The organism is Haemophilus sp. HMSC061E01 (assembly GCF_001810345.1).
GTDB lineage: Bacteria > Pseudomonadota > Gammaproteobacteria > Enterobacterales > Pasteurellaceae > Haemophilus_D.
Genome location: NZ_KV801005.1, coordinates 325293 through 343265 on the forward strand (window position 1 = coordinate 325293; position 17973 = coordinate 343265).

At 40.3% G+C, this 17973-nt stretch carries 12 protein-coding genes, 1 tRNA gene and 1 pseudogene; 8 read left to right on the forward strand and 6 right to left on the reverse strand.

All coding sequences use genetic code 11. The annotated features are described in order from the left end of the window. Nucleotides 1–80 precede the first annotated feature (80 nt). Nucleotides 81–581, forward strand: coding sequence for a type 3 dihydrofolate reductase (gene folA / locus HMPREF2732_RS05060; protein WP_070591692.1), 501 nt, complete (start codon nt 81–83; stop codon nt 579–581). A gap of 77 nt (nt 582–658) precedes the next feature. Here the strand turns inward: folA and pfkA are convergent, their stop codons facing one another. From pfkA to dprA, 4 genes and pseudogenes are all read right to left on the reverse strand, one after another. Further along, the gene (pfkA, locus tag HMPREF2732_RS05065) at nt 659–1624 is read right to left on the reverse strand and encodes a 6-phosphofructokinase (RefSeq protein ID WP_070591696.1); all 966 of its coding nucleotides are present in this window, start codon (nt 1622–1624) and stop codon (nt 659–661) included. 110 nt (nt 1625–1734) lie between these two features. Next, nucleotides 1735–2328 carry a hypothetical protein gene (locus tag HMPREF2732_RS05070; protein ID WP_070591698.1) on the reverse strand — a complete coding sequence of 198 codons (594 nt, stop codon included), beginning with the start codon at nt 2326–2328 and terminating at the stop codon, nt 1735–1737. Then, a pseudogene (yaaA, locus tag HMPREF2732_RS05075) lies at nt 2321–3096 on the reverse strand (peroxide stress protein YaaA). The gene HMPREF2732_RS05070 and the pseudogene yaaA overlap by 8 nt, the downstream one beginning before the upstream one ends. A gap of 63 nt (nt 3097–3159) precedes the next feature. Continuing rightward, the gene (gene dprA, locus HMPREF2732_RS05080; RefSeq protein WP_070591700.1) at nt 3160–4275 is read right to left on the reverse strand and encodes a DNA-processing protein DprA; all 1116 of its coding nucleotides are present in this window, start codon (nt 4273–4275) and stop codon (nt 3160–3162) included. A gap of 525 nt (nt 4276–4800) precedes the next feature. Between dprA and leuA the strand changes: the two genes are divergently transcribed. From leuA to HMPREF2732_RS05115, 7 genes are all read left to right on the forward strand, one after another. Next, nucleotides 4801–6348: a 2-isopropylmalate synthase gene (leuA, locus tag HMPREF2732_RS05085; protein WP_070591703.1), complete on the forward strand. Its 1548-nt coding sequence runs from the start codon at nt 4801–4803 to the stop codon at nt 6346–6348. A 164-nt stretch (nt 6349–6512) separates the two neighbouring features. Continuing rightward, nucleotides 6513–7589, forward strand: coding sequence for a 3-isopropylmalate dehydrogenase (gene leuB, locus HMPREF2732_RS05090; RefSeq protein WP_070591706.1), 1077 nt, complete (start codon nt 6513–6515; stop codon nt 7587–7589). A 77-nt stretch (nt 7590–7666) separates the two neighbouring features. Then, nucleotides 7667–9076, forward strand: a complete 1410-nt coding sequence (gene leuC, locus HMPREF2732_RS05095; RefSeq protein ID WP_046953337.1) for a 3-isopropylmalate dehydratase large subunit — start codon at nt 7667–7669, stop codon at nt 9074–9076. Between the two features lie 10 nt (nt 9077–9086). Continuing rightward, nucleotides 9087–9689 carry a 3-isopropylmalate dehydratase small subunit gene (gene leuD / locus HMPREF2732_RS05100; RefSeq protein WP_005696826.1) on the forward strand — a complete coding sequence of 201 codons (603 nt, stop codon included), beginning with the start codon at nt 9087–9089 and terminating at the stop codon, nt 9687–9689. A 175-nt stretch (nt 9690–9864) separates the two neighbouring features. Beyond that, a complete protein-coding gene (metH, locus tag HMPREF2732_RS05105; protein WP_070591708.1) occupies nt 9865–13557 on the forward strand; it encodes a methionine synthase in 3693 nt (1230 codons plus the stop codon). A 49-nt stretch (nt 13558–13606) separates the two neighbouring features. Further along, nucleotides 13607–15436 (forward strand): P-loop NTPase fold protein, encoded by a 1830-nt coding sequence (locus tag HMPREF2732_RS05110; protein WP_070591711.1) that lies wholly within the window; start codon nt 13607–13609, stop codon nt 15434–15436. A 343-nt stretch (nt 15437–15779) separates the two neighbouring features. After that, nucleotides 15780–16247 carry a hypothetical protein gene (locus HMPREF2732_RS05115; RefSeq protein WP_070591715.1) on the forward strand — a complete coding sequence of 156 codons (468 nt, stop codon included), beginning with the start codon at nt 15780–15782 and terminating at the stop codon, nt 16245–16247. Nucleotides 16248–16336: 89 nt separating this feature from the next. On the opposite strand, the gene HMPREF2732_RS05120 is transcribed toward HMPREF2732_RS05115, so the two are convergent. Together HMPREF2732_RS05120 and HMPREF2732_RS05125 are read right to left on the reverse strand one after the other, a co-directional pair. Continuing rightward, the gene (locus HMPREF2732_RS05120) at nt 16337–17758 is read right to left on the reverse strand and encodes a sucrose-specific PTS transporter subunit IIBC (RefSeq protein WP_070591717.1); all 1422 of its coding nucleotides are present in this window, start codon (nt 17756–17758) and stop codon (nt 16337–16339) included. Nucleotides 17759–17885: 127 nt separating this feature from the next. Continuing rightward, a tRNA-Leu gene (locus HMPREF2732_RS05125) sits at nt 17886–17971 on the reverse strand. Between the last annotated feature and the right edge of the window lie 2 nt (nt 17972–17973).

A 17973-nucleotide genomic window follows, 5' to 3' on the forward strand; every position in this document is an offset into this window, starting at 1 on the left:
CGAAAAATCCAACCTCATATACAGATTTTGTGAATAGCTATGATATAATAGTGCAAAAAAAGAAAAATAGGATAGAAAATATGACATTAAGTTTGATCGTTGCGACAACAAAAAATAACGTCATCGGAAAAGATAATCAAATGCCTTGGCACTTACCTGCCGATTTAGCCAGGTTTCGTAAAAACACCACAGGCAAACCGGTCATTATGGGCCGTAAAACCTTTGAAAGCATCGGTCGCCCATTGCCTAAACGTACCAATATCGTCCTTTCACGCACGCCTTACGAACATGAAGGTGTCATCTGGAAAGAGAATTTTGAAAGTGCGGTCGATTTTGTCAAAGAATTTGATGAAATTATGTTGCTTGGCGGCGGCGAGTTATTCAAACAATATTTACCTAAAGCAGATAAATTATACCTCACGCAAATTCAAGCAGACATTGACGGCGATACCTTCTTCCCTGAAATTAATTGGTCTGAATGGAACATCGAGTTTGAAGAATATCGCCAAGCGGATGCGGATAATCCCTATGATTGTCGTTTTTTAATTTTGCAGCGTAAGAGAAATACACTAAAAGCTTAATCTAAACAGATAAAAATCGGGCTAAAACAATGATTGCTTTAGCCCGATTTCTTTTATTTTAAATAACCTTACAAAGATTATTCTAAGCGTTTAGCCATTTCTAACCAATCTGCTTTAAATTCACGACGCATATTGTTGATTGCATCAATAATATCATGGTGAACTAATTTTTCGTTTTGAATACCCACACAGTAGCCACCTTTGCCTTGTAGCAATATATCTACCGCATATACGCCCATACGTGAAGCTAAAATACGGTCAAAGGCACAAGGCGAACCACCACGTTGAATATGGCCTAATACGGTTGCACGGGTTTCATGACCTACACGAGCTTCAATTTCACGAGCGAGAGAATGCACGTCAGTGATTAACTCAGTAATCGCAATGATGGCGTGGCGTTTTCCACGAATAATACTGCGTTCAATTTGGCGAATTAATTCTTCACGATTAAATTCCATTTCAGATGCCACAATGTATTCACAACCACCGGCAATACCTGCAGAAATGGTTAAATCACTACAGTGACGGCCCATGATTTCCACAATAGAAATACGTTGGTGAGAACTTGAGGTATCACGTAAACGGTCAATCGCATCCACTGCTGTTTGCAGTGCAGTTTCATAACCGATTGTGTAATCGGTTCCAGCCACATCGTTATCAATTGTGCCAGGGATGCCTACGCAAGGGAAACCATGTTCTTCTGTGAGTAATTTAGCCCCCATATAAGAACCATCACCACCGATAACAACCAAAGCATCAATACCGTGAGAACGTAAAATTTCTGCACATTTTTCACGTACTGCAGGATCTTTAAATTCTGGGAAACGTGCGGAGCCTAAAAATGTACCACCACGGTTAATAATATCGGATACACTATAACGGTTTAACTGTTGGATTTTATTGTTATATAAGCCTTGATAACCGTCATAAATCCCAAATACTTCAAGCCCTTCTGCAAGAGCTGCACGAACAACGCCACGGATAGCAGCATTCATACCTGGCGCATCACCACCACTGGTTAATACAGCAATTTTTTTAATCATATTTACCTACTTTGAACTCTAAAAATAATTGGCGTCAAGATTACACCATCCATTATTTCTGCTCTAGAAAAATTTTTAAAATTTACGTGGAATTTGATCTAGTATAAGTTTTAGTGATGGAAATAACTTTCACATTTCCAAGAAAGATCTGCTTTTTGTAATGTCTTGCTTTCTTTTGCAACTAAATACTTTTGTAAGTTTTTCACAATTTTTACTTCGTTTAAACGCTGAAATTTCTTACCTTGTTCCACTTTTTGGGAATATTGATATTGCACAAAGCCACAATGCGGAACATTTTTACCCTTAGCTATATCCACTTGCCAAGACGGATTTTGTTCTGTCGGCGCATAAATGACATAACCATTTAACTCTGTGGCAGGCTTTTTCGGATTCGTTGAATTCGCAAGGATTTTGAAATCTTTCACACCTAAATTACGGTATACTTTCTCACGTAATGCTACGCGTTGCTCAATAGAACGGGATAAATCACGATCAAGCAACACTTCAATTTGAGACTGCCAATTTTCCAAGGTATCCGGCTCTGCAAGATAAACATAACGCGCAATCGTATCTAAATCTTGGCTTGCTGTAAGTTTATAGGTTTTGCCGTTGTATTCAATTTTTTCAGGTGTTTGAAGCTGACTCACTTTTGCCGCACAACCTGAGAGTAAAAGTGCGGTCAATATAACCAGGAATTTATTCATTGATATCTCGCTTAAATACAAATTCTTTTTCAGTTGAGGATGCTGAATCAAACCAATAACCACCAAGGTCAAACTCTTTCAGTTGTTCAACACGTTCCAAACGATTTTGAATGATAAAACGACACATTAAACCACGGGCTTTTTCGCATAAAAGCTAACCACTTTGTATTTGCCATTCTTATTATCTAAGAAAACAGGCTTCACAATCTGTGCCTCTAATTGGCTTTCTTTTACTGATTTATAGTATTCATCAGAAGCTAAATTGATCAAAATACGATCGCCTTGCTCATCAAGTGCTTGTTGTACGGATTGAGTGATGATGTTACCCCAAAAAGCATAAAGATCTTTCCCTTTTGGATTCGCTAGCTTTGTGCCCATTTCCAAGCGGTAAGGCTGCATTAAATCGAGGGGTTTAAGTAAGCCATATAAGCCGGAAAGCATACGTAAATGGCGTTGCGCGAATTGTATATCTTCATCAGATAAACTATCTGCATCTAACCCGGTGTAAACATCACCTTTGAATGCCCAAATGGCCGCGCGTGAATTTTTTTCGTTGTGAGATTTTGTCCATTCTGCAAAGCGAGCGGCATTTAATCCTGCAAGCTTGTCGCTGATCGACATTAAGGAAGAAAGATCTTGGGGAGATAATTGACGACAGATTTCAATCAGTTGCTCACTATAATCCGTCAAGTGCGGTTGAGAAACAGGAAGATTTCTGACCGCACTTTCAAAATCTAAGGTTTTTGCCGGGGAAATAATGGCTAACATAGGTTCTCCTTTCTAAAACTGAACCGTATCTTAGCACAGGATTGCCTCATCGCTCCACCCCGTTTATGCTATCCGTTTATAGAGTCCATTCTCATTGACGATTAAATCTTGTAACTCCAAATCTAATAACTGCACTAAAAGCAAATCTACCGGCAAATTCAATGCTGCAGATAAATCATCAAGACTTATCGGTGTATAAGTAATATATTGATAAAGTTCAGGATGACTCGGCTCCACTGTAGGCATTTTGGCAGTAAGTGGTTGAACCACCGACTGATTGATTGGCGTATGTACTGGCGGCTGAAAAACAACACTATGGTTGAGGCTATCTAAAATATCTTTGACATTTTCCACCAACATCGCCCCTTGCTTAATCAATTTATGGCAGCCTTGACTGTATTCACTTTGAATATTCCCCGGCAGCGCAAAAATATCGCGATTTTGTTCCAAGGCATAACGCGCCGTAATCAATGAACCGCTTTTCTCTGTCGCTTCAATGACTAACGTTCCTAATGAAAGCCCGCTGATAATGCGATTACGACGAGGAAAATTTTCAGCAATCGGTGCTTGCGTAGGGATAAATTCAGAAACTAACGCGCCGTTATTCTCGATAATTTGATCCGCTAATCGTCGGTGTTTAGCAGGATAAATATGCTCTAATCCACTGCCCAATACGGCAATGGTCTGTCCTTGAATATCCACCACAGCTTGATGACTAAATCCATCAATACCTAATGCAAGCCCACTCGTCACCGTCAAACCTGCAAGAGAAAGTTCTGTCGCAAAATATTTTGCCCAATATTCCCCATAAGCTGAACAATAGCGGCTCCCAACCATGGCGATTTGTTGAGCAGAAAGTGCGGTCAAATTGCCTTTCACAAATAATAAGGGCGGAAAACCACTAATTTGTTTAAGTAAAAAAGGATACTCATCTGAAAAACAGTGAATTAAATGATGCCCTTCTTTTTCGGCCCAACTCAAAGCAGGCTCAATGAATTTCATTTCAGGCTGAAACCAGCGACGAATCTGCAAAGCATTCCAGCCTATTTGTTGAAATGCAACTTCATCATAATTTAATAAGTCTTCTATACCTACATGGACCAGAATTTGTTGAATTCGCACACTGCCCAATTTGGGCACTTGCGACAACCGCAATAAAATCGACGCAAAATCGCTCATTTATTCTCTCCTTTAAAAAGAGAATTATGATGAGATTGGTGTCAAAAAATGAAAGATTTGTCTTAATTTTGCGATTCAGATCGCAAAAAGAGAAAAAATTTTAGAAAAAATCTGCATACCAAAAATAATGAGTAAAGTAGTATAAAAATGGCTCTATTAAAGATCTTTTTAGCGATAAACTCTGTATACCGTTCTATATTTAGAATAATAAACTTTTACAACAACACGAATATATTGATTCAAAATATAAATCACTAAAAAATGGTTTGACAGCAAAACTTTTATCCGTAATATGAACATCGTTTTACAGAATTTTTTATAGGATTATCTTTTTTATGTACCAAGTTGTTTCTTTATCTCTCAACCTTCTGCTCTCACATTCTTTGTGCGGCTAAGTTGTGGATAAAAAACACCTTTATGTAAAAGATCTATTATCAACCCGCACTTTCAAGATTGCGGGTTTTTTTGTTTCAAAAACAGTGCTAAAAGCGACCGCACTTTGAGTGACAACAGAAGGAAATTATTATGTCAGATCGCGTTATTATTTTTGATACCACCTTGCGTGATGGAGAACAAGCATTAAAAGCAAGCTTAACCGTAAAAGAAAAGTTACAAATTGCTTTGGCGCTTGAACGTTTAGGTGTGGATGTGATGGAAGTGGGTTTCCCGGTTTCTTCTCAAGGCGATTTTGAATCTGTTCAAACTATCGCGCGTCATATCAAAAATAGTCGTGTTGCGGCACTTTCCCGTGCGGTAAATAAAGATATCGATGCGGCTTACGAAGCCTTAAAAGTCGCGGAAGCGTTCCGTATTCACACCTTTATCGCGAGCTCCGCATTACACGTTGAAGCCAAATTAAAACGTACCTTTGATGATGTCGTTGAAATGGCTGTAGCCGCGGTAAAACGTGCACGTAACTACACGGATGATGTGGAATTTTCTTGCGAAGATGCAGGTCGTACGGGCATCGATAATATCTGTCGTATTGTTGAAGCGGCAATCAATGCGGGGGCAACCACCGTAAACATTCCAGATACCGTTGGTTTCTGCTTACCAAATGAATACGGCAATATCATTGCTCAAGTACGTAACCGCGTGCCAAATATTGATAAAGCAATCATTTCTGTGCACTGCCACAATGACTTAGGTATGGCAACGGCTAACTCCTTAACCGCAGTACAAAATGGTGCTCGCCAAATTGAATGTACCGTAAACGGCATCGGTGAACGTGCGGGTAATACATCACTTGAAGAAGTCGTGATGGCAATGAAAGTTCGCCAAGAATTTATGGGCGTGGATACACGTATCAACACGCAAGAAATTCACCGTGTCAGCCAAATGGTGAGCCAACTTTGTAATATGCCAATTCAGCCAAATAAAGCGATTGTGGGTTCAAATGCTTTTGCTCACTCTTCTGGTATTCACCAAGATGGTATGTTGAAAAACAAAAATACCTACGAAATCATGTCGCCGGAAACCATTGGCTTGAAGAAAGAGAAATTAAACTTAACCGCACGTTCTGGTCGCGCTGCCGTGAAAGGCCACATGGCAGATATGGGCTACACCGAACAAGATTACGATTTGGATAAATTGTATGAAGCCTTCTTAAAATTAGCAGATAAAAAAGGCCAAGTGTTCGATTATGACTTGGAAGCGTTAGCGTTTATCGACATGCAACAAGGTGATGAAGATCGTTTAGTATTAGATAAACTTTCGGCACACTCCACTAAAGAATATCCAGCAACCGCTTTTGTTCAAGTGGAATTGGATGGCAATAAATTAAGCACGTCGTCAATTGGGGGGAACGGTCCTGTCGATGCGGTTTACAATGCCATCTTGAACTTAACTGGCTTAGAAATCAAAATGTCTCACTATAATTTAACCGCGAAAGGCGAAGGTGCCGAAGCCTTAGGTCAGGTGGATATTGTGGTAGAACATGAAGGCCGTAAATTCCACGGTGTTGGTTTGGCTACTGACATTGTTGAATCATCAGCCCTTGCCTTAGTTCACGCGATCAACGCGATTTATCGCGCGCATAAGGTGGCAGATATTAAAAATCATAAACATCATTAACCCAATCCCGCTCTTTAGCAAAGAGGGGTTAGGGGAGATTTGGCAGAAGTAACATAAACCTCAGCAGTGAATTTTATATCATTAAAATCTCCCCCCAGCCCCTCTTTACAAAAGAGGGGAGAAAATTAACCGCACTTTAGTGTGAAAGAAATAGGAAAAATAATATGCAATCATACAACATCGCTGTTCTACCAGGAGACGGTATTGGTCCAGAAGTGATGGCTGAAGCCATTAAAGTATTAAACAAAGTCCAAGAAAAATTCTGTTTCAAACTTAACTTTAACGAGTTTTATGTGGGTGGTGCTGCAATTGATCATTGTGGTTGCCCACTACCAGCCGAAACCTTAAAAGGTTGTGATGATGCTGATGCAATTTTGTTTGGTTCTGTAGGTGGCCCTAAATGGACAAATTTACCTCCGGATCAACAACCAGAACGCGGTGCATTATTACCATTGCGTAAACATTTCAAATTATTCTGCAATCTTCGTCCTGCTACCCTTTATAAAGGTTTAGAAAAATTCTGTCCATTACGTGCAGATATTGCAGCGAAAGGATTTGATATGGTGGTTGTGCGTGAATTAACGGGCGGGATTTATTTCGGTCAGCCTAAAGGCCGTGAAGGTGAAGGTGCACAAACCAAAGCATTCGATACTGAAGTTTATTACAAATATGAAATCGAACGCATTGCACGTGCGGCTTTTGATGCGGCAATGAAACGTCATAAACATGTGACTTCTGTGGATAAAGCTAACGTACTACAAGCCTCAATCTTATGGCGTGAAACCGTAACTGAAGTGGCGAAAGACTACCCTGAAGTCACCTTAGATCACATTTATATCGACAACGCGACCATGCAATTAATCAAAGCGCCTGAGTCTTTCGATGTACTCCTCTGCTCTAACATTTTTGGCGATATTATTTCTGATGAAGCGGCGATGATCACGGGTTCTATGGGGATGTTGCCATCTGCTAGCTTAAACGAAGAAGGTTTCGGTTTATATGAACCGGCTGGCGGTTCTGCACCAGATATCGCAGGCAAAGGCATTGCTAACCCAATCGCACAAATTCTTTCTGCCGCGATGATGTTGCGTTACAGCTTCAACTTAAATGATGCCGCAGATGCGATTGAAAATGCGGTACAAAAAGTCCTAGCAAATGGTCACCGTACCGGTGATTTAGCTGATGATTCTACCCCTGTTTCAACTGCGGAAATGGGTACGTTAATCGCTAACGCAATCTAATAAAAACAATGAAAGTGCGGTTTAAAAACACCCTAAAATTTGACCGCACTTACTACTCTAACGAATTGAGAAAAATTATGGCAAAAACTCTTTACGAAAAATTATTCGATGCCCACGTGGTATACGAAGCTGAAGGCGAAACGCCGATTTTGTATATTAACCGTCATTTAATCCATGAAGTGACCAGCCCACAAGCCTTTGATGGTTTACGTGTAGCAGGCCGCCAAGTACGTCAAGTCAGTAAAACTTTCGGTACCATGGATCACAGTATTTCTACTCAAGTACGTGATGTGAACAAACTTGAAGGCCAAGCGAAAATTCAAGTATTGGAGCTCGCAAAAAACACGAAGGCGACCGGTATTCAATTATTCGACATGACCACCAAAGAACAAGGTATTGTGCATGTCATGGGGCCTGAACAAGGCTTAACCTTACCAGGTATGACTATCGTGTGTGGTGACTCCCATACTGCAACGCACGGGGCATTCGGCGCCTTAGCATTTGGTATTGGTACATCTGAAGTTGAACACGTATTAGCCACTCAAACCTTAAAACAAGCTCGTGCGAAAAATATGAAAATTGAAGTGCGTGGCAAAGTGGCGCCAGGCATTACCGCAAAAGACATTATTCTTGCCATTATCGGTAAAACCACCATGGCAGGCGGTACAGGTCATGTGGTGGAATTCTGTGGTGAAGCCATTCGTGACCTTTCTATGGAAGGCCGTATGACCGTTTGTAATATGGCAATAGAAATGGGTGCCAAAGCCGGCTTAATCGCACCAGATGAAACGACTTTCGAATACTTAAAAGGTCGTCCACATGCACCAAAAGGTAAAGATTGGGATGATGCTGTTGCTTATTGGAAAACCTTAAAATCCGATGATGATGCAAAATTTGACACGGTCATCACATTAGAAGCCAAAGACATTGCACCACAGGTAACTTGGGGAACAAACCCAGGCCAAGTAATCGGTATCGATCAGCCAGTGCCAAACCCAGCAGAAATGACCGATCCGGTGACTCGTGCTTCAGCAGAAAAAGCCTTGAATTATATTGGCTTAGACGCTAACACTGATTTAAAAGATATCCCTGTAGATCAAGTCTTTATCGGTTCTTGTACTAATGCTCGTATCGAAGATTTACGTGCGGCAGCGGCTGTCATGAAAGGCCGCAAAAAAGCCGATAATGTAAAACGTATTTTAGTCGTGCCAGGTTCCGGCTTAGTGAAAGAACAAGCAGAAAAAGAAGGCTTGGATAAAATCTTTATCGAAGCTGGCGCTGAATGGCGTAATCCGGGCTGTTCCATGTGTTTAGGGATGAACGATGACCGTTTAGGCGAATGGGAACGTTGTGCTTCTACTTCAAACCGTAACTTTGAAGGTCGCCAAGGTCGTAACGGTCGTACTCACTTGGTGAGTCCTGCCATGGCTGCCGCAGCGGGAATGTTCGGTAAATTCGTTGATATTCGTGACGTAACATTAAACTAAGGAGCAGAAAATGGCAGGATTTAAACAACTTTCAGGCTTAGTAGTGCCATTGGATGCAGCAAACGTGGATACGGATGCGATTATTCCAAAACAATTTTTACAAGCGATTACGCGCGTAGGTTTCGGCAAACACTTATTCCATGAATGGCGTTATTTGGATGTAGAAGGCACCAAGCCAAATCCAGATTTTGTGTTAAATTATCCACAATATCAAGGCGCGACCATTTTATTAGCACGTAAAAACCTTGGTTGCGGTTCTTCTCGTGAACACGCGCCTTGGGCATTAGCCGATTACGGTTTCAAAGTGATGATCGCACCAAGTTTTGCGGATATTTTCTACAACAACAGCTTAAATAACCACATGTTACCGATTCGTTTAAGCGAAGAAGAAGTGGAAGAAATCTTCCAATGGGTGTGGGCAAATGAAGGCAAACAAATCCATGTGGATTTGGAAGCGATGACCGTCACTGTAGGTGACAAAGTCTATCACTTTGAACTGGATGAATTCCGCCGTCATTGTTTGTTAAACGGCTTGGATAACATCGGTTTGACGTTACAACACGAAGATGCCATCAGTGAATACGAAAAAAATATTCCGGCATTTTTACGTTAATCTGTTTTTTTACTCGGACAGCAAATATTGCTAACCATTCGGCGGACAATTTGTCCGCCTTTCTTTTTGAAAACATTCCATTTTTTTACCGCACTTTCCACCCTTTTATTTGACAGTATCAATGCTTATCCCTATTATTCCGACCAATATTGATTGATTTTAAAAAGAGCTGTCTATGTCACATAATCAAACCGAATTACTGAAAAAATCCCTCGCTGAACGCATCCTTATTTTAGATGGTGCGATGGGGACGATGATCCAAAAATACAAACTCACCGAGGCTGATTTCAGAGGCGAGCGTTTTAAAGAAAGTGCGGTTGATTTACGTGGCAATAATGACTTGCTCACCTTGACCCAACCGCTGTTAATTTCTGCCATTCATGAGAAATATTTACAAGCGGGCGCCGATATTATTGAAACCAATACTTTCAGTTCTACCACCATCGCGCAAGCGGATTATGATTTACAGTCTATTGCCTACGAACTGAATTTTGCAGGGGCAAAACTAGCGCGTTTAGCTGCAGATAAATACAGCACACCAGAAAAACCTCGCTTTGTCGCGGGCGTATTAGGTCCAACCAACCGCACCGCCTCTATTTCTCCTGATGTAAACGACCCTGGTTTCCGTAACATTACCTTTATGGAACTGGTGGATGCCTATGCTGAAGCGACTAAAGGCTTAATTAAAGGTGGTGCGGATTTAATCATGATCGAAACCATTTTCGACACGTTAAACGCAAAAGCCGCCATTTTCGCCATTGAAAGCGTATTTGAAGAATTAGGCGTGGAATTGCCGATTATGATTTCCGGCACCATTACCGATGCTTCCGGCCGTACGCTTTCTGGGCAAACCACCGAAGCGTTCTACAACTCGCTTCGTCACGCTAAACCGCTAACTTTTGGTTTGAACTGTGCGCTAGGTCCGAAAGAACTTCGCCAGTATGTTGAACAACTGTCTAAAATCAGCGAAACCTATGTATCTGTTCACCCGAATGCGGGCCTGCCAAATGCTTTTGGTGGCTACGATTTAGGGGCTGAAGAAATGGCTGCACACCTTAAAGAATGGGCTGAAAGTGGCTTTGTGAACATTGTCGGTGGGTGTTGTGGTACGACGCCAGAACATATCAAAGCCTTTGCGGATGCAATGCAAGGTATTGCGCCGCGTAAATTGCCTGAAATTAAAACTGCGATGCGTTTATCGGGTTTAGAGCCACTCAATATTGATGATGAAAGCCTATTCGTGAACGTGGGCGAACGTAATAATGTGACAGGTTCGGCGAAATTCAAACGCTTAATCAAAGAAGACAAATTTGCCGAAGCCATTGAAATTGCTATCGACCAAGTGGAAAACGGTGCGCAAGTGATCGACGTCAATATGGATGAAGCCTTATTAGACGGCAAAAAATGCATGACCCGTTTCCTTAATATTATGGCGACCGAGCCTGATGCAGCCAAAGTGCCAGTGATGATCGACTCGTCTAAATGGGAAGTGATTGAGGCTGGTTTGCAGTCGGTGCAAGGTAAACCGATTGTGAACTCGATCTCATTGAAAGAAGGCGAAGAAATCTTTATCGACCATGCTAAATTAGTACGTAAATATGGTGCAGCTGTGGTAGTCATGGCGTTTGACGAAGTGGGTCAAGCCGATACTGAGGATCGTAAAGTTGAAATTTGTAGCCGAGCTTATGACATTTTGGTCAACCAAGTCGGCTTCCCGCCAGAAGACATTATTTTTGACCCGAATATTTTTGCGATTGGTACGGGGATTGAAGAACACAATAACTACGGTGTGGATTTCATCAATGCGACAGGTCGTATTAAACGAGCGCTACCGCATGCGAAAATCTCAGGCGGGGTATCGAATGTCTCTTTCTCATTCCGTGGTAACAATGTGATGCGTGAAGCCATTCACGCCGTCTTCCTCTATCACGCCATCAAACAAGGTATGGATATGGGGATTGTGAATGCGGGACAACTTGCGATTTATGATGATCTCGATCCTGAATTACGTGAAATTGTGGAAGATGCGGTATTAAACCGAAGTCCAGATGCCACCGAAAAATTACTCGATATTGCGGAAAAATATCGCAATCAAGGCAACGATGAAAGTGCGGTCGATTCTGTGGCTGAATGGCGTACTTGGCCAGTGGAAGAACGTTTAAAACACGCGCTAGTGAAAGGGATTACCACTTACATTGTGGAAGATACGGAAGAAGCCCGCCAAACATTGCCAAGTCCATTAGATGTGATTGAAGGCCCGTTGATGGCAGGCATGGACGTAGTCGGCGATTTATTCGGTGACGGTAAAATGTTCCTGCCACAAGTGGTGAAATCGGCGCGCGTGATGAAACAATCCGTGGCGTATTTAGAGCCGTTTATCAATGCCACCAAACAAAAAGGTTCAAGCAATGGTAAAGTGGTGATTGCAACCGTAAAAGGCGACGTGCACGATATTGGTAAAAACATCGTGAGCGTGGTAATGCAATGTAATAACTTTGAAGTGATTGACTTGGGCGTGATGGTGCCTGCAGACAAAATCATTCAAACCGCTATTGATGAAAAAGCGGACATCATCGCATTAAGTGGCTTGATTACTCCTTCTTTAGATGAGATGGAATACTTCTTGGGCGAGATGACCCGTTTAGGCTTGAATCTGCCTGTGATGATTGGCGGTGCAACCACTTCTAAAGAACATACGGCAATTAAACTTTATCCAAAATATAAAGAACATGGCGTATTTTATACTTCTAATGCCTCCCGTGCGGTGACAGTGTGTGCGACATTGATGAATCCTGAAAGCCGTGCGGCATTGTGGGAACAATTCAAGAAAGATTACGAGAAAATTCAACAATCTTTCTCTAACCGTAAACCACTGCGTAAACAGCTGAGCATTGAAGAGGCTCGCGCAAACCGCTTTGATGGTTTTAGTGGTGAATGGGCAGATTACGTGCCACCAAAACCAAACCAAACCGGTATTGTGGAATTTAAAAACGTACCGATTGCCACATTACGTAAATTTATCGACTGGTCGCCATTCTTCCGCATTTGGGGCTTGATGGGTGGCTATCCTGATGCCTTTGATTATCCAGAAGGCGGCGAAGAAGCACGTAAAGTGTGGAACGATGCGCAAGTGGTCTTAGATGAATTAGAGCAAAACCACAAGCTCAACCCAAGCGGTATTTTAGGCATCTTCCCTGCGGAACGTGTGGGCGATGATGTGGTACTTTTCGCTGATGAAGAACGTACAAAACCTATTGGCACCGCTTACGGCTTACGCCAACAAACGGAACGTGGCAAAAACAGCAAAAGCCCGTTTAACTTTGCCTTAAGCGACTTTATTGCCGATCGCGAAAGTGGCAAAAAAGACTGGATGGGTATGTTCGCCGTCTGTGCCGGTATTGAAGAAATGGAATTAGTAGAAGGCTATAAAGCAGCGGGTGATGACTATAACGCTATCTTGCTACAAGCTGTGGGTGATCGCTTAGCGGAAGCCATGGCGGAATACTTGCACTTTGAGCTACGCACCCGCATTTGGGGCTACACACAAGAAGAATTCGACAATCAAGGTTTAATCAATGAAAACTATGTTGGCATCCGCCCTGCTCCGGGCTATCCAAGCTGCCCAGAACATACTGAAAAAGCCTTGATTTGGGATTTATTAGAAGTGGAACAACGCATCGGCATGAAACTCACCGAAAGCTACGCCATGTGGCCTGCGGCTTCTGTCTGCGGTTGGTACTTCACCCACCCTGCAAGTAACTATTTCACTTTAGGTCGCATCGATGAAGACCAAGCTCAAGATTATGCCAAACGTAAAGGTTGGGATGAGAAAGAGATGTTGAAGTGGTTGGGTGTGGCGATGAAGTAAACTTATTACAATTAATTCTAGGTCTGTCATTCTACAACGTGAGTCAATAATGAATAAACATATTGAAAAATATTTAGATCTTTATTTAGAAAGAGAAGATGTTGAATACGCAACTCTCTTAACAGGGAAATGGGGCTGTGGTAAAACATTTTTTATAAAAAATTATATAGAAAAAAAATCTAATGATGATAGATATAAGTTTATCTATGTAAGTTTGTTTGGATTAAAAGATATCGCATCTGTGAATGACGCTATTTTTGCAGAATTACATCCAATTTTATCTCATAAAAGTATAAAATTTGCAGGCGGAATATTAAAGTCCGCAATAAATTTTGGGGTTACGCTTGACTTATTTGGAGATACCAATCAGGAAACAACTGCAAAAATCGATCTTAGCAAATTTATTAATCCATTAAAAAATAATATTGAGAATAATAACAACCTAATTTTTATATTCGATGATCTTGAAAGAACATTAATACCTATTATAGAGATATTAGGGTTTATAAATTCAATCTGTGAGAATAAAAATGCGAAAACAATTATCATAGCAAATGAGGATGAAATTAATAATAAGGATGAAATTAATAATAAGGATGAAATTAATGATAAGAATAAAACCAATGATAACAATAAAACATATAAAAGATTTAAAGAAAAAGTTATAGGCAAATCATTTACCATTTATAATGATAAAGAAAGCTACTGGAAGTCATTTGAGGAAAAATATACCTCAAAGTTAAAAAAATATGAAATAATTATAAACATCATCCAATCAACATTTGAAAGATTTGGAAATGAAAACTATAGAAATCTAATTCAAACAACTGATGATTACATTGATTTTACTAAAGAAATAGAATCTAATTATCTAGATAACAATGAATTTATTGAAAGACTATCAGAGCAATTCTATACACTATCATTAGAATATAAAAAACAGCATAATATAGATTCCGTCTTAGAGTCATTAAAACAAGATAACTCAGTATTTTATTATAGCCTCATTTTCGGTGCAGACGTTTGGAAAATGATTATTACTAGTTGCTATAATTCTTATGATGAAATAAAAGAATTGATATCATCACTTCCAATATTTAATAGAAAAGAAGATGAATCTTGGCAAAAATTATGGCACTACAGAGAGATGAATAGGGATGAATTTTATACCAACCTTGAGGATGTAAAGAATAAATTTATTTCAATAGAATATGATAATATAGGTATTATTATGCATGCTGTTAGTATGTTAGTATTTTTCATTAAGAAAAATTTATGTAGAAATATATCAATTGATAAAGTAGAACAAACACTCTCAAAATACCTAGATAAATACAAAGAAACTTCTTCAGTTCAAGATCTTAGATTTTTTAGGCTTAATGCTACAGGCTTGGGATATATCAATGAAGAAGATGACGATTTCATAAGAATAAGATCAGAATTTTATGATAATCTAAATGAACAACAATTAATTTTAGAAAATAAAAAGACTATTGATGATTTTTATAAATTATTGCCATTTATAAAAATTGCAGACTGGAGTAATACGTATAGCAGCTATGAAAAATACGAGTGTAAAGTTTTTCTGACTGAAGAAAATGTTAATCAAGTTATGGATGTATTAATTGATGATAGCAATAATTATAATGGATTGTATAATTTTTGTTATTTTCTTGATGAAAGATATAAAACAAATCGTAGTATTAATGGAATTACATTAGCAGAATATTTGAAAGCTGAAGAAAGTTTTATCGATAAGTTTATAGCTTGTTTAACTGATAGATATAATTCAAAAGATCTTGATCCATTTGATAAATTTAAATTAGATGAAATTTTAAATATGCTAAGACTAAAAAAAGAAAGATTCAAAGTTCATTAGTCTCCCCTATGATGGCGCAAGCGTCCTCGCTTGCGCCTCCCATCTAAAAGTGCAGTCAAAAAATCCAAAGAATTTTGAACATTGGTTCCGCCAATGGTTATGGATGAAATTATCAATGTTTTGATTAAGTAGCACCAGCGTGGACGCTGGCGCTATCTTTCCTTATTAGCAAAATCTGTTGTCACACGCTTCCCAGCATGTGCCGAAATTCAATAAAAACACCTCAAAAAAGAACCGCACTTTCATTTCAAAACTGAGCATAACTAATCCCATCCCTTGCACAATCCTCAATTTTCGCTATCATAGCCTCTTTCTCATTCACTCTACTCTCGGAACTTTATCGATGAATAAATTTAAAATAGCATTACTCACGGCTGCATTCGTAGGTTTGTTTGCTTGTTCTACAACACAGCAACCAAAGAAAACCGTTAAAACACGATACCTTAAAAATAACATTAGCCAAGCGGAATTAAACAATCCGAAAGATTACAAACGTTATTACTATTCTTGCCGTAATTCAGAAACAGGTTCAAATTCTTATTTAACCACTTACTTCCCGCTTTCAAGAGAAAGCCGCATGAAAGATAACTTTGGAATTTATTTCCAATTAGATGGTGGAAAAGCGGTGCCGTTTGATCATGTGGAAAATCGCACCTTAAATGCACGTGGAAATCGCTTTGAAGTGATTTATCGCTCTTATGAGCCGATTGATGGCAGTTATGTTGATTTAATCGCTCGTGAAAATAATTCCGTGTATTACAAGAATAATCAAGGCATGAAAAGCACTTGGTTAAACTGTCGAGAAGGCTAATTTTCACTGAAAGTGCGGTCATTTTTAGACGCATTTTTCCAAACAAAAAAGCACGAGGTTAAACTCGTGCTTTTTCTTTTTTATTTCGATTATGCTTTTGCTTGTGCGCGTTTCACGAAAACGACTGAAAGCGTAAATGCCACCACAAATGAAATCAACATACCGATACTGTACATTGCAAGACTATCCGGTTTGATTGATGGAATACCTAAGAAACCTGCTGCCCCTAATGCAATGGCTTTTACATTGAAGAATGCGATAAAGGCACTTGCTAAGCCTGAACCAATCATCGCCGCAAAGAACGCCTGACGATAGCGTAAGTTCACCCCGAACATTGCTGGTTCTGTAATCCCTAATAATGCAGAGATACCAGATGGCACCGCTAAACCACGCACTTTTGGATCTTTTAATGCCACTGCTACACCTAAACAGGCCGCACCTTGTGCGATGTTTGACATTGCTGCGATTGGGAAGATAAAGGTTCCACCTGTATTTGCCATTTCAGCTAATAATTGTGTTTCAACCGCAATGAAGGTTTGGTGCATACCCGTGATAACGATTGGTGCATAGAATGCCCCGAAGATTGCACCACCAACAAAGCCTAAGGTGTCATATAACCAAGTTAAGCCTGATGCAATTAATGAACCCGCTTCACGACCGATTGGACCGATTACAGTAAACGCTAAGAAGCCCGCAATAAAGAGCGAGAATAATGGGGTAATAAGGTTATCTAAGTAAGAAGGCACAAACTTACGGAAGGTTTTTTCTAAGGTTGCTAATACCCAAGCAGAAACTAATGTTGGGATGACTGTACCTTGATAGCCGACTTTTTCAATTTCAAGACCGAATACATTCCAGTATTGGATTTTGCCTTGCGCAAGGGTTAACGCGTAGTTCCAACCATCTGCTAATGCAGGGTGAACTAACAACATCCCAAGCGCCGCCCCTAAGAATGGGTTACCACCGAATTTACGGGTCGCAGAAAAACCAAGTAATACCGGTAAGAACACAAACGGTGCGTTCGCGATGGTGTTAATAAAATCCACCAAATCTGCAAGACCTGGGTGCATATCAATCACACTCAACTCATCAACGAAGAAACCTTTCGCTGTAAGCATGGAGTGAATACCCATTAACAAACCGCCTGCGACGATTGCCGGGATGATTGGCACGAAAATATCCGCCAAACCTTTCACCAAACGTTGCAATAAGTTTTGGTTACCTGATGCTACTTCTGCCACTTCGGCTTTGCTCACATCGCCGATACCAAGCAATTTGGTGAGTTCCGCATGGACTTTATTCACCGTACCTGAACCGAAGATAATTTGATATTGACCGGCGACAGCAAACTGCCCTTTCACGCCTTCAATGTTATCAATACCTTCTTTGTCCACTTTGCTTTCATCGTTTAGCACAATACGTAAACGCGTTGCACAATGTGCTGCTGTGGCGATGTTTTCTTTGCCGCCAAGCTTATCAATCACTTGCTGGGCGATTTGAGGGAAGTTCATAGCGCTCTCCTAATGGGTTTCTAGAAAAAGAAAATCGACAGATTGTAACCAAAACAGGGGATAATAACTAGCTATTCAAGTAAATTTTAGGCGAAAAAAAACCGACTTGATTAAGTCGGTTTATATTTGGTGCTCTGGGCGAGACTTGAACTCGCACGGCCTGCGGCCACTACCCCCTCAAGATAGCGTGTCTACCAATTCCACCACCAGAGCGT

What these genes read in the sequence shown, in the direction of transcription:
- folA (WP_070591692.1), top strand. Translation starts at nt 81, where the DNA reads ATGACATTAAGTTTGATCGTTGCGACAACAAAAAATAACGTCATCGGA.
- leuB (WP_070591706.1), top strand. Translation starts at nt 6,513, where the DNA reads ATGCAATCATACAACATCGCTGTTCTACCAGGAGACGGTATTGGTCCA.
- HMPREF2732_RS05120 (WP_070591717.1), bottom strand. Translation starts at nt 17,758, where the DNA reads ATGAACTTCCCTCAAATCGCCCAGCAAGTGATTGATAAGCTTGGCGGC.
- leuD (WP_005696826.1), top strand. Translation starts at nt 9,087, where the DNA reads ATGGCAGGATTTAAACAACTTTCAGGCTTAGTAGTGCCATTGGATGCA.
- dprA (WP_070591700.1), bottom strand. Translation starts at nt 4,275, where the DNA reads ATGAGCGATTTTGCGTCGATTTTATTGCGGTTGTCGCAAGTGCCCAAA.
- HMPREF2732_RS05110 (WP_070591711.1), top strand. Translation starts at nt 13,607, where the DNA reads ATGAATAAACATATTGAAAAATATTTAGATCTTTATTTAGAAAGAGAA.
- HMPREF2732_RS05070 (WP_070591698.1), bottom strand. Translation starts at nt 2,328, where the DNA reads ATGAATAAATTCCTGGTTATATTGACCGCACTTTTACTCTCAGGTTGT.
- metH (WP_070591708.1), top strand. Translation starts at nt 9,865, where the DNA reads ATGTCACATAATCAAACCGAATTACTGAAAAAATCCCTCGCTGAACGC.
- pfkA (WP_070591696.1), bottom strand. Translation starts at nt 1,624, where the DNA reads ATGATTAAAAAAATTGCTGTATTAACCAGTGGTGGTGATGCGCCAGGT.
- HMPREF2732_RS05115 (WP_070591715.1), top strand. Translation starts at nt 15,780, where the DNA reads ATGAATAAATTTAAAATAGCATTACTCACGGCTGCATTCGTAGGTTTG.
- leuA (WP_070591703.1), top strand. Translation starts at nt 4,801, where the DNA reads ATGTCAGATCGCGTTATTATTTTTGATACCACCTTGCGTGATGGAGAA.
- leuC (WP_046953337.1), top strand. Translation starts at nt 7,667, where the DNA reads ATGGCAAAAACTCTTTACGAAAAATTATTCGATGCCCACGTGGTATAC.